Annotated in this window: 14 protein-coding genes; 10 read left to right on the forward strand and 4 right to left on the reverse strand. The window is 44.3% G+C overall.

The window, feature by feature from the left end; all coding sequences use genetic code 11:
* The first annotated feature begins 10 nt into the window (after nt 1-10).
* The 3 genes from TH606_RS07045 to TH606_RS07055 are packed head-to-tail and all read left to right on the forward strand — an operon-like array spanning nt 11 to nt 1,881.
* Complete coding sequence (locus tag TH606_RS07045; RefSeq protein ID WP_068542362.1) at nt 11-517, forward strand: BCAM0308 family protein; 507 nt, start codon at nt 11-13, stop codon at nt 515-517.
* Nucleotides 518-529: 12 nt separating this feature from the next.
* On the forward strand, nt 530-925 hold the full coding sequence (locus TH606_RS07050; RefSeq protein ID WP_068542363.1) for a TraR/DksA family transcriptional regulator: 396 nt from the start codon (nt 530-532) through the stop codon (nt 923-925).
* On the forward strand, nt 922-1,881 hold the full coding sequence (locus TH606_RS07055) for a CDP-alcohol phosphatidyltransferase family protein (protein ID WP_068542364.1): 960 nt from the start codon (nt 922-924) through the stop codon (nt 1,879-1,881). The genes TH606_RS07050 and TH606_RS07055 overlap by 4 nt, the downstream gene beginning before the upstream one ends.
* 231 nt (nt 1,882-2,112) lie before the next feature.
* On the opposite strand, the gene TH606_RS07060 is transcribed toward TH606_RS07055, so the two are convergent.
* The 4 genes from TH606_RS07060 to TH606_RS07075 are packed head-to-tail and all read right to left on the reverse strand — an operon-like array spanning nt 2,113 to nt 5,565.
* On the reverse strand, nt 2,113-2,823 hold the full coding sequence (locus TH606_RS07060) for a class I SAM-dependent methyltransferase (RefSeq protein ID WP_068542368.1): 711 nt from the start codon (nt 2,821-2,823) through the stop codon (nt 2,113-2,115).
* Nucleotides 2,820-3,839, reverse strand: a complete 1,020-nt coding sequence (locus TH606_RS07065) for a S1C family serine protease (RefSeq protein WP_068542370.1) — start codon at nt 3,837-3,839, stop codon at nt 2,820-2,822. The genes TH606_RS07060 and TH606_RS07065 overlap by 4 nt, the downstream gene beginning before the upstream one ends.
* Nucleotides 3,832-4,611 carry an undecaprenyl-diphosphatase UppP gene (gene uppP, locus TH606_RS07070; protein ID WP_068542371.1) on the reverse strand — a complete coding sequence of 260 codons (780 nt, stop codon included), beginning with the start codon at nt 4,609-4,611 and terminating at the stop codon, nt 3,832-3,834. Before uppP ends, TH606_RS07065 begins: the two co-directional genes overlap by 8 nt.
* A gap of 15 nt (nt 4,612-4,626) precedes the next feature.
* Nucleotides 4,627-5,565 (reverse strand): magnesium transporter CorA family protein, encoded by a 939-nt coding sequence (locus TH606_RS07075; RefSeq protein WP_068542373.1) that lies wholly within the window; start codon nt 5,563-5,565, stop codon nt 4,627-4,629.
* 107 nt (nt 5,566-5,672) lie between these two features.
* Between TH606_RS07075 and trmD the strand changes: the two genes are divergently transcribed.
* From trmD to TH606_RS07110, 7 genes are read left to right on the forward strand one after another with little or no spacing between them, the layout of a single operon-like run.
* A complete protein-coding gene (gene trmD, locus TH606_RS07080) occupies nt 5,673-6,407 on the forward strand; it encodes a tRNA (guanosine(37)-N1)-methyltransferase TrmD (protein ID WP_068542375.1) in 735 nt (244 codons plus the stop codon).
* Nucleotides 6,400-6,978: an RNA methyltransferase gene (locus tag TH606_RS07085; protein ID WP_068542376.1), complete on the forward strand. Its 579-nt coding sequence runs from the start codon at nt 6,400-6,402 to the stop codon at nt 6,976-6,978. Before trmD ends, TH606_RS07085 begins: the two co-directional genes overlap by 8 nt.
* 20 nt (nt 6,979-6,998) lie before the next feature.
* Nucleotides 6,999-7,343 carry a 50S ribosomal protein L19 gene (gene rplS / locus TH606_RS07090; RefSeq protein ID WP_408033336.1) on the forward strand — a complete coding sequence of 115 codons (345 nt, stop codon included), beginning with the start codon at nt 6,999-7,001 and terminating at the stop codon, nt 7,341-7,343.
* 2 nt (nt 7,344-7,345) lie between these two features.
* Nucleotides 7,346-8,008, forward strand: coding sequence for a ribonuclease HII (locus TH606_RS07095; protein WP_082863558.1), 663 nt, complete (start codon nt 7,346-7,348; stop codon nt 8,006-8,008).
* Nucleotides 7,968-8,315 carry a YraN family protein gene (locus tag TH606_RS07100; protein ID WP_068542378.1) on the forward strand — a complete coding sequence of 116 codons (348 nt, stop codon included), beginning with the start codon at nt 7,968-7,970 and terminating at the stop codon, nt 8,313-8,315. Before TH606_RS07095 ends, TH606_RS07100 begins: the two co-directional genes overlap by 41 nt.
* The gene (locus tag TH606_RS07105) at nt 8,305-10,146 is read left to right on the forward strand and encodes a DUF6178 family protein (RefSeq protein ID WP_068542380.1); all 1,842 of its coding nucleotides are present in this window, start codon (nt 8,305-8,307) and stop codon (nt 10,144-10,146) included. Before TH606_RS07100 ends, TH606_RS07105 begins: the two co-directional genes overlap by 11 nt.
* Nucleotides 10,143-10,832, forward strand: coding sequence for a Clp1/GlmU family protein (locus tag TH606_RS07110; protein ID WP_068542382.1), 690 nt, complete (start codon nt 10,143-10,145; stop codon nt 10,830-10,832). The genes TH606_RS07105 and TH606_RS07110 overlap by 4 nt, the downstream gene beginning before the upstream one ends.
* Nucleotides 10,833-10,853: the final 21 nt, after the last annotated feature.

Genomic DNA, 10,853 nt, shown 5'->3' on the forward strand with positions numbered 1-10,853 from the left:
GGAGGTTATTATGAGCAGAAAAGGGCGTAAATGGATTACAGAAACTCAGGAATTCCAAACCACAGATGATCCTTATCTTCCTAAAAAATATCCTTCAGGTGAAGCCATCTGCCCGCGTTGTCACGCGGTGTTCCGTGATAAGCGCTGGTTGATTGATGAAGAATTTTATCAGGAATTTAAAGACAGTGATCTGGTTCCTAAGCTTCTGTGTCCAGGTTGCCGCAAAGCTGTTGACCGCTATCCCATGGGTTATCTTTATCTTTCAGGTGAGTTTTTTGAAAAGCATCGTGATGAAATCTTACGGGTAATAAACAATGAATATGAAAGGGCCAGGCAGAACAACCCCCTTCAGCAAATCATTTCCATGTACGAAGAAGATGGTCGCACCGTAATTGAAACTACTACAGAAAATTTGGCTCAGCGTTTAGGACGGGCGGTTTATAAGGCTTACAAGGGTGACCTCACTTTTAAGTGGTCAGAAGGTAATAAATTGGTCAGGGTTTATTGGCAAAGATAGGAGGATGAATTTATGTCTAAACACGAAAGACGTCCTCTTACCGAGGAGGAAATAGAATATTTCAAAAAAAAGCTTATAGAAAGAAAAAAAGAACTCTGGCGAGAAGTAGCTGATACCCTTGAAAGAGAAGCAGCTGAGGAGTATCAGGATTTAATTCGCACTGTCCGTGAAGAAGAGGATCTGGCTCTGGCTGACCTGAGAGAGGATATAGTTTTAGCCTCTTTAGAGCCAAAAATAAAAGAACTTGAAGAAATAGAACAGGCCCTTATCCGTATAGAGCTTGGAGAGTACGGCCGTTGTGTTGACTGTGGAAAATGGCTCCGCACCAAGAGACTTGAGATTATGCCCTGGGCAGCTCGCTGTCGCGAGTGCCAGGAAAAATGGGAAAAATTGAAAGCTATTGAATGAGAGTTACAGCCAATCATCTAACCTTTTTGAGGATAATTCTTTTGCCTCTTCCCTGTTTTTTGCTTTACGGTGGCCCAGAGGCCAAGCTTACGGCTCTGGGCATTGGCTCTCTTCTTGGCCTTACTGACTTCTTAGATGGTAAGCTAGCCAGAAGACACGGTTCCACTCCCCTGGGAGCTTTTCTTGATCCTATTGCCGATAAAATTTTTATTGTGGCCCTTTATACTTTTCTTTCCCATTTGGGTTTTTTACCTCTCTGGGTAGCTGGAGGAGTTTTTATAAGAGAGCTTCTGGTTTCATCTTTAAGGCGTAAGGTGCCTGGAGCGCTAGCTGTTACCTGGCTGGCTAAAATGAAAACCACTATCCAGATGTTTGTGGCCGCGCTGGTGGTGGCTATTGTTACTTTTCCAGGGCATACATTTTACTTCCTTCTGGGAGCAGGTGTTATTTTGGTGTTTGGTGGAATTCTTGCCAGGCTAAATTTGATTAAGTTTTTACTTGTAGTTTTTATGGCTTTAGGCCTGCTTCTTTTGTCTTTTCTTGCTATCCCCCAGATTGTTTTGATTTTGGGTTCAGTGGCCCTTTTAGTAACATGGCTTTCAGCTCTGGATTATCTGAAAATAGCTTTTTCCAGTATTTCTTTAAAAGATTTTTTGAAAGTTCTTCCTGGTGCCCTCTGGCCAGCGGTAGTCTTAGTCTTCTCCAGCCAAGCCGGAAGTTGGTGGATACTTATCCCGCTGGTAGTTGTCCTTCTATTTTTGCGTGAAGCCTTATTGTTTTTCAAAAAAGAAAAGGCTCAAGAAATTGTCCCTCTGGTGTTTTTTCTCCTGGCTCTCCTGGCTATGTTAACTAAAGAGCTAATTCCGGTTTATTTAATAGTATCTTCGGTCTTTTTAGTCTTTGAAAACATAAGCCTTTTTATTTCGGCCCGGCCTACACTTTTCCGCCGAACTTAAATTATCTTAACGGGAGCATCTTTTTACCTTATAGTGTCATTGTGAGGTCTCGTAGCCGTGGGCTCAATTACTTTTTTGTCATTACGAGGAGGCCCGCAGGGCCAACGAACTAATCCTTGTCCTGAGCGGTAGCGAAGGAACCTGAGATGGTTTCGCCACTTCGTGGCTCACAAGACTTCCATACTGTCACTGCAAAGAGCCAGAGGCGACGAAGCGGTCCTAATTCTAAAACTAAGCGGAACTTTTAGTTTCCATGGTTTTTTGCCGGGGTATAAGGCGAGAGATTATAATTTCGTAAGTTTCATCGTCGGTGCGAAGTTTTCGCTGGCTGACAGCCTGCTCAAATTCTTTTTCGGCAAGGTAGAGAAAAGGGGCCAGGGTACGCATCCTTTCTTTGTCATGGGCCAGGTAAACTACCCCGTTAGGGGCAAGATATTTATGAAACAATTGATAAAGAGGTTCAAAAAGGCGTCCGCTAAAAACCACTTCGGCTCCAATAATAACGTCAAAGGTGCCTAGCTCTTTAGGGTTACGCCAGTCAAGTTTTTCTATAATTACGTTATCAAGTTGATTAAAGGCGGCGTTAAGGCGCAAAAAATCAAGGCATTCGTCTTCAAAATCGGTAATAACTACTTCTTCGTGGCCAAAAAGGGCAGCAGTAAGCCCCACTATGCCAAGGCCTGCTCCGATCTCAAGCACCCTTTTAACCGGCTTCATGCTGGCCATAAAATCAGCCAATACAATGGCCGCTTCCCATATTTTTATCCAGAAAGGAAAGTCTTCAACTTTTTCAAGGGATTCTTCGGTGATGAGTTCTTCAATGTTTGCCGGCTTAATAATGTTTAAAACTTTGCCGCGGATATTTATAGGCTCTACCTCAAGAGTATATTTTCGGGACAATTTTTCGTAAAGAGGTTTTACTTTTTCTGGTACCTGAATCATGGTTGTAGAAAACTCCTTTTTCCTAATCTGACTTTTATAGTATAGAATCTCTTATTCCGCCAGTATTTTATAGTTACAATATCTCCTGGTTTTCTGGCAAATATTATCTTTTCAAGGTCAGCCTGAGAAGAAATTCTTTTTCCATTGATAGCGACTATTATATCGCCGCCTACCGGGAAAATAAGATTTCCTAAAGAAATAGACTTTTTCTTTCCCATAAAGCCTACTCGCCTGGCTGGACTTCCAGGGAGGGTATGGGTGATTAAAAGGCCTTTTTTGAAGGGCAATTTCAAGATTTTGGCAAGGGTGGGATTGAGCGCCAGGCCTTCTACCCCCAGCCAGGGCCACACCATCTGGCCTTTTTCAGACAGTGCCGTTATTACCGGGCGTATCAGGTGGGGAGGAACGATTTTTAAACCCCCGGCAAACTTAAGGTTTGGCAAGTCCAGAGCAAAACCTACTAGTTCTCCAGCAGAGTTAAAAACTGGGCCTGAGCCTGTGCCTTGAAGGGAAAGGTTAGTAGCGTAAAAGCTTGCCAGAGTCCCAAAAGAAAAACTCACCTTTACCGGATTTTCAATTACCTGGCCAGACTTAATATTAACTTTGAAACGGGGGCGCCCTATAAGATAAACCTTTTCTCCTACCACGAGGCCTCGCTTAGCTAAGCTAACTCCTAACCTGGCGCTGTTGTAATTCACTTTGAGAAGGGCAAGCCCACTTAAATGGTCAACTCCTAAAATTTTTCCGCCTAGAAAAGTCCCGTCAGATAAAACTACATCTACCCACCTGGCTCCCTGAACTAGATAAGCCGGAGCGAGAATTAAACCGTCTTTAGAGACAAAAACTCCTGAGGCTATTTGTTTGGGAACGTCTGAAGAGCTCAAAAAGTCTGTATTGATGGGAGCGGCCATCAAAGTGACAACTTGATTATAAACCCGCTTAACAGCTGTGCCACTTAAGACCTGGCCTGGAAAAATCAAAAAAAATATTAGAATCAGTCCTAAACATTTAGCCATTAAGCCTCCAGAAAATAAAAGCAGCCAGCAATATTCGGTATATCACAAAGGGATAAAAAGTATGAGCTCTCAAAAAACGTAAGAGCCAGGCTATAACGGCTATACCAGAAATAAACGAGGCTAAAAAGCCTATTACATAAACAATACTGAAATGTTCTCCGCCCTGCCATACTTTAAGGGCTTCGTAGAGGCCAGCCCCGGCTATAATAGGTGCAGAGAGAAGAAAAGAAAATCTAGCTGCTTCTGGCCTTTTAAGCCCTACAAGCATTCCAGCAGACATGGTTATTCCGCTGCGCGAGGTCCCAGGTATTACGGCTAAGGCCTGAGCACAACCAATGACCAGGGCTTTGGATAAGTTAAGCTGATAGACAGAGGCTTTTTGACGGGAAAATATTTCTGCCAGAATCATGGGAAGAGACATAAAAACCAGCATAAAGGCCACTCTTTCTGCTGAACGAAATACAGTGGCCACGGCGTCTTCTAAAAGGAGGCCAGCTATAACGCCTGGTATAGTGGCTAGCGCCAGATAAAAAATAAGGCGGGGATTATTTTTTTCGTCACGCTTGAAGGAAAGGACGTTCCGCCAATCCTGCCAGAAATAGATAAGAACGGCCAGAAGTGTTCCCATGTGAAGAAAGACATCAAAGGTAAGGCTTGTGCCTTTAATGTTAAAAAACTTTTCAGCCAGGATTAAGTGGCCAGAACTTGATATAGGTAAAAATTCCGTAATCCCCTGCAAAACTCCCAAGGCTATGGCTTCTAAATAGGTCATAAGCGGTTCTCTCGGTCAGAATAAGCGTTTTTTAATAAAAAGTACCACTACAATGGCTGAAAGTAGAAAGGACAAACTCATAAGAATAAAAAAGGCGTGAGGAGAATCCTGTAAAGGAAGCTTTATATTCATACCGTAAATGCTTGATACCAGGGTGGGAAGCATCAAAACTATCGTAGCCGAGGTAAGGAATTTCATTACCATGTTGAGGTTATTGGAGATAACCGAGGCATAGGCATCCATAGTGCCGGTTAAAATGTCGCTAAATATTTTGGCCATATCAATGGCCTGGCGGTTTTCTATCTGGACGTCTTCAAGGAGTTCCAGGTCATCTTCAGTAAGGCGTAAAAACCTGCCAGATTGAAGGCGGCTTAAAACTATGTCATTAGCCCGCAGGGCGGTGTTGAAATATACCAAGCTCTTTTCAATGTTCAAAAGCTTTAGCAATTCCTTATTTCTCATGGAACGATAAAGTTCCTGTTCATATTCGTTGATAAGCTTGTCTATCAATCTGAGATAGCGCAGATAAATAGTAGCGATGCACCAGAAGAAATGAAAAAGAAAGGGAATAGGCCTTTCCAAAGTGAAATTTTTGACTTTATTAAGGGCCATTAAAAAATCTTCAAAAACGGGATTTTCTTTTAAACAAACCGTAATAATAGCTTCTTCCGTAAGGATTATGCCGATGGGAATGGTTTCATAGCGAATAAAGCCTTCTTCGTGACGCGGGTCAGGCACACGTAGAATGATAAGAAGCTGGTCTTCTTCAAGCTCAATACGAGGTATTTCTTCTTCATCTAGAGGATAGCGCAAAAATTCTGGAAAGACTTTTAAGGTTTCCTGAATATAATTAAGTTCTTCTTCTGTGGGTGAGGTGAGACAAACCCAGCATGGCCGCTCAATCTGCGGTGCCAGAGATAAAACTCCTTTTTCCGCGCGATAAATACGTAGCAAGATCGACCTTCTTCGCTCACTGGACTACCGTTTTTAAAAAAGTTAAAGTTCTAAAATTTGTCTTGTCGTTTACCACAAAATAAAATGACAGGCAACAGAGGAAAAGAATGAGATACGATATTGTAACCATTTTTCCCGAATATTTTGAAAGTCCTCTTGAAGTTGGGGCCATAAAAAAGGCCCGAAAGAGAGGGCTAATCAGTATCAATATATTGAATCTGCGTGATTTTGCTTATGATAAACACAAAATGGTTGACGACCGACCTTTTGGTGGGGGTGAAGGCATGGTTTTTAAGCCCGAGCCCCTTTATAGGGCTATTCAAAAAGTAAAAGGAGAAGGGAGCCCCTATGTAGTGTATCTTTCACCGCAAGGGCGAGTTCTCACTCAGAAGATAGTCAAAGAGCTTTACGAAAAAAAGCATCTTTTACTAATATGTGGTCGCTACGAAGGTATTGATGAGCGCATAAGAGAACATTTTATTGACGACGAAATTTCCATTGGTGATTACGTGGTCTTTGGAGGAGAAGTGGCCGCTCTGGTGATTATTGAGGCGGTTTCAAGGCTTGTACCAGGAGTGGTAGGCAAAAGAGATTCAGTGGAAAAAGAATCCTTTAGCCAGGGGCTTCTTAAGTATCCCCAATATACCCGGCCGCGAGATTTTATGGGTTATCAGGTGCCAGAGGTTCTGCTTTCTGGAGACCATGCCCGCATTGAGGCCTGGCGACGCAGGAAATCCCTTGAAACCACTCTGAAAAGACGCCCGGATTTATTAAAAAAGGCTAGCCTTAGCCCTGAAGACGAAAAAATACTGAAAGAGCTTGGCTGGAAAAAATATGAGTGAGCCCAGACTTTACGTGGCTTTAATACACTATCCGGTAGTTAATAAAGAAGGAAAAATTATAGCCTCTTCAGTAACTAACCTTGACCTCCACGATATTTCTCGCATTTGCCGCACCTTTGGAGTAAGGGGTTACTATGTGGTTCAGCCTCTAAGGGAACAGAGAGAACTGGTAGAAGAGCTTCTTGCCTATTGGCAAAGTGGCTATGGTAGGGTATATAACCCCGATCGCGAAGAGGCCTTAAAGATTTTAAAGGTGCTACCTTCACTAAAACTGGTTTTGAAAGAGATAGAAGAGAGAGAAGGAAAACGGCCTATTTTGATAGGTACTGACGCTCGTGAAGAGTATACTAATATCAAATTTTTGTCCATGCGAAAACTTATTTGGCAAGGTGAAGTTTCTTTGTTACTTTTAGGAACCGCCTGGGGCCTGGCCCCAAAGTTGCTGGACGCCTGTGATTATATACTTGAGCCTGTAAAAGGGGCTCAAAGTGATTATAACCACCTTTCAGTTCGCGCAGCAGCGGCTATTATATTAGATCGCCTGCTTGGCGAAATCTGGTGGAAGGAATAGAAACAAGGAGGAATATCATGATTCCGGTGGTAAGAGAGATTGAAAATGAATACCTGCGAAAAGATCTTCCTGACTTTCGCCCTGGTGATACCGTAAAAGTTTATTTTCGCATTGTAGAAGGGGAAGACAAGGAAAGGACTCAGGTCTTCCAGGGAGTGGTTATCAGGAAAAGAGGCTCAGGCACCGGAGCTACTTTTACAGTGCGGAAAGTCTCTTACGGTATAGGTGTTGAAAGGACTTTTCCTCTGCACTCTCCTCGGCTAGAAAAGATAGAAGTGGTTAAGAAGGGTAAAGTGCGTCGGGCAAGGCTTTACTACCTTCGTGGCCGTACTGGTAAAGCAGCCAGGATTAAGGAGAGACGCTAGTTTTGTTTAGAGAGCCTGTTCGCTGGGAACGAGAAAAGCAGTTTTATCGGCGTTACCAGTACATTGCCGGAGTAGATGAAGTGGGCCGCGGGGCCCTTGCTGGCCCCGTGGTAGCGGCGGCGGTTATTCTGCCTCAAGATTTTGATCATCCAGACTTAGCTGATTCTAAACGCCTTACTCCGGAAAAAAGAGAAGAACTTTATCAATTAATTACAGCCGAAGCCGTGGCCTGGGCCGTAGCTCAGGTGGAAAACCACGTTATTGATGAAATAGGCATTCTTAAAGCGAGCCTTAAGGCTATGGCCGAGGCCCTTGAGGCTTTAAAGCCCCGGCCAGAAATTGCCCTGGTTGACGGCAAGTTTGTTACTCCCTGGGTAGGCCTTCAAAAGGCCATTGTTGATGGAGACGCCCTTTGTAAGTCCATTGCCGCGGCTTCTATTGTGGCTAAAGTTACCCGTGACCATATCATGATTGAGGCCGCCCAGAGGTTTCCTGAATACGCCTTTGAAAAGCACAAAGGTTACGCCACCAAACAACACTTGGAGGCCTTAAAAGCCCATGGCCCTTCTCCCTTCCATCGTTACTCTTTTAGGCCGATTTCAGAAACCAAAAGACCCGAAGAAATTGGGCTCTTTCGCAGAAGAACTCGCCTGTTGCTATTTTAAGCTCAAAGGATATAAAGTCTTAGCCCAGAACTGGCGCACCCGTTACGGTGAAATAGACCTTGTTGTCAGGCGTAAAGACACGCTGGTATTTGTGGAAGTTAAAGCCAGACAGAGTCTTCGTAAGGGTACTCCCGAAGAGGCCCTAACTACCCATAAACAGAAAAAACTTTTAACTCTGGCTAAACTTTATCTCCAGCAGGAAAAAGTGAAGCCTAAAAAAGTTCGTTTTGACCTGATAGCCATTGATTTTTCAGAAAAAAAGCCTCAACTTAGACATTACCAGGGGGTGATTGAAGATGACTACTGATCGCAAAAAACGCGAAGAAGAAGCGCTTAAGAGTAAGAGGCAGCCTCTCTGGCCAGAAAAAGAACTTCCTGACTGGCGAGAACTTCTTAGCGCTCCCTCTGAAAAGGCAGAGGAAATCATGCAGAGTCTTTCTCTTCGTGAGCAATTAGCCCTTATTCTTCAGGCCCCCTGGGAAGTGAGAGAAAGGCTGATTGTTTTTTCGCCCCAGGCCGAACGCCTGGTCAAGGCCTTGCCTCCTCAGGAGTTTTTCTGGACGATTAAGGCCGTAAGCCCGGAAGAGGCCGTTACCCTTCTTTCTATGGCCACGCCGCTTCAGCTCCAGTTTCTCTTTGATTTAGACTGCTGGCGTAAAGATCAGCTTGTGCTTGAACGGGCCCTAGCCTGGCTTACCCTTCTTTTTGAGGCCAGTGAAGACGTAGTGGCCCGCTGGCTGAAACAGGTAGATTTTGAGTTTCTGGTTACCCTTATGAAGCGCCTGGTTGAGGTTTACAAGCGGCCTGATGGCGTTGACCTAACCGAGGCCCGGGACTGGCTTCCGCCTTATACCCTTGATGATATGTATTTCGTAAACTTTCGTCTGGATAAGTTTGAGCCTTTATCCCGTCGCTTGATTGAAATTCTCATGGAGTTTGACCAACCCCGGTATAGAGACCTGATGGAATCTATCATCTGGGAGCTTCCGGCAGAAATGGAAGAGCTTGCCTATCGCTGGCGCAGGGCCCGCCTGGCTGACTGGGGAATCCCTGATTATTACGAAGCCATAGATGTTTATGCTCCCACTACACCTGACCACCTCCGTCGTATTGAACCAGCTTATCTACCCGCTCCTGAGGAAGAAGAAACTCCTCCGCCGGCCTTTCTGCCGGCTATTCAAACTGAAGGGGTTGAATTTCTAGCGGAAGCCATAAGTCGTCTCAAGGATTACCGTCAGATAGAGAGATTAAAGCGAGAACTGGCCTGGCTGGTAAATAAAGTTTTAGTGGTGGACATAGGCACCATAGATGATGTCGAGGAGGCCCGTCAGGTCTTTGACAAGGTGGCTGGTTATTTGAATATCGGCTTGGAATACTTGGCTCATGGCCAGGTTGAGGCCGCGGTAAAAATCCTTGAAACTTATTTTCTGGAAGATATTTTTCGCCTGGCCCAGAAATTAATTGTTGACCTGCGGCGTTATGCCAATGAGATCCTTACCCAGGAAGGCATAGACTCTCGTATTTTCCGCCATCTGGACGAACCTTACGCCTCTTACCTTAAGGGAGTAACAGCTAAAGATGCTAACCGCATTATGCTCTTTCAGCCTGAAAAAGTGGGTACTGCTGAAGAGTTTCGTTTCTTTAGACGCCTTGAGGAAATAGACCGCGTAAGACGAGTGCTTTCTGAAATTGCCTACTGGGCGCCTCTTATCCAGAAGGCTTTTGGTATTCCGCCGGTATGGCTGGCAGAACTTGCCCTTAAAAAGACCAATCTCCTTGAACCAGCAGACATTAAGTGGAGTACGCTGGTTTTAACTTCTCTGGGGAACTGGATTACTGAGAGGAAGTTTCGTTTTGAGGCCCTTCCTCAGGAAAAGTGGCCTGAGGTTATTTCCAGGCTTCTTGGCAAGCACCCTGGTTCTGGCCGTAGCGTGGTTAAGGAAAAAATAAAAGAAGAGACTTTTGAAAACTTTAAAAAGCTTGCTAGAGAAATTGCCCCGGTTGAAGAAGACCATCTCAAAAGCTTTCTTGACTTATGTTTTTTCCGCGCTGAAGAAGAATTCGCCTTTGCTGACGAAAAAAACATCCCTGACCCGCGCTATGTACAATGCATGTTAATAGAGCTAAGGGAAGCATGATAGATATTCCGAACTCCTGGGAAGCGCTGGCAAAGGAAGTTGTTGTTAACAAACCCCCAAAAATTATCCTCATCGGCGGAGTTGATGTAGGGAAAAGCACTTTTTCTTTTTATCTTCTTGAAAAACTCCTTGAAGCAGGTATTAAGGCCGCACTTCTTGACGCTGATGTAGGCCAAAAAGACGTAGGCCCTCCTACCACCATAGGCCTAAAACATTTCAATACCCTGGAGGAACTAAAAAAAGAAAGGCCTTTTTCCGCTGAAAGACTTTATTTTGTGGGCTCTACCACACCGGTGGGGCATCTTCTGCCTCTGGTGGTTGGGACAGGCCTTCTTGCCCACGAAAGCAAGGCCGAAGTTACGGTAATTAATACTACCGGGTTGATTAAAGGTCCGGGTGTGGCTTTAAAGACCTTTAAGATTGAAAATATAAAGCCTGATTTGATCGTGGCTTTTCAAAGAGAACGAGAGCTTTATCCAATTTTGCAGGCCTTTAAACACTATCCCGTGCGCTTGCTTGAAGTCTCTCCCAAGGCAAGCCCTAAAACTATACCTGATAGAAAAAAGCGGAGAGAGGAAGCCTACCAGAAATATTTTTCTGATAATCGTTTAATAGAACTCAACCGGCGAGAGATAAGTATCCAGAGGCCGAGAAAAATTACTCCTCATCTTCTTTGTGCCCCATAGTGTTTCGTCAACTGTGTCCGC

Origin of the sequence: Thermodesulfatator autotrophicus (assembly GCF_001642325.1) — a bacterium.
In the GTDB taxonomy this organism is placed as follows: domain Bacteria; phylum Desulfobacterota; class Thermodesulfobacteria; order Thermodesulfobacteriales; family Thermodesulfatatoraceae; genus Thermodesulfatator; species Thermodesulfatator autotrophicus.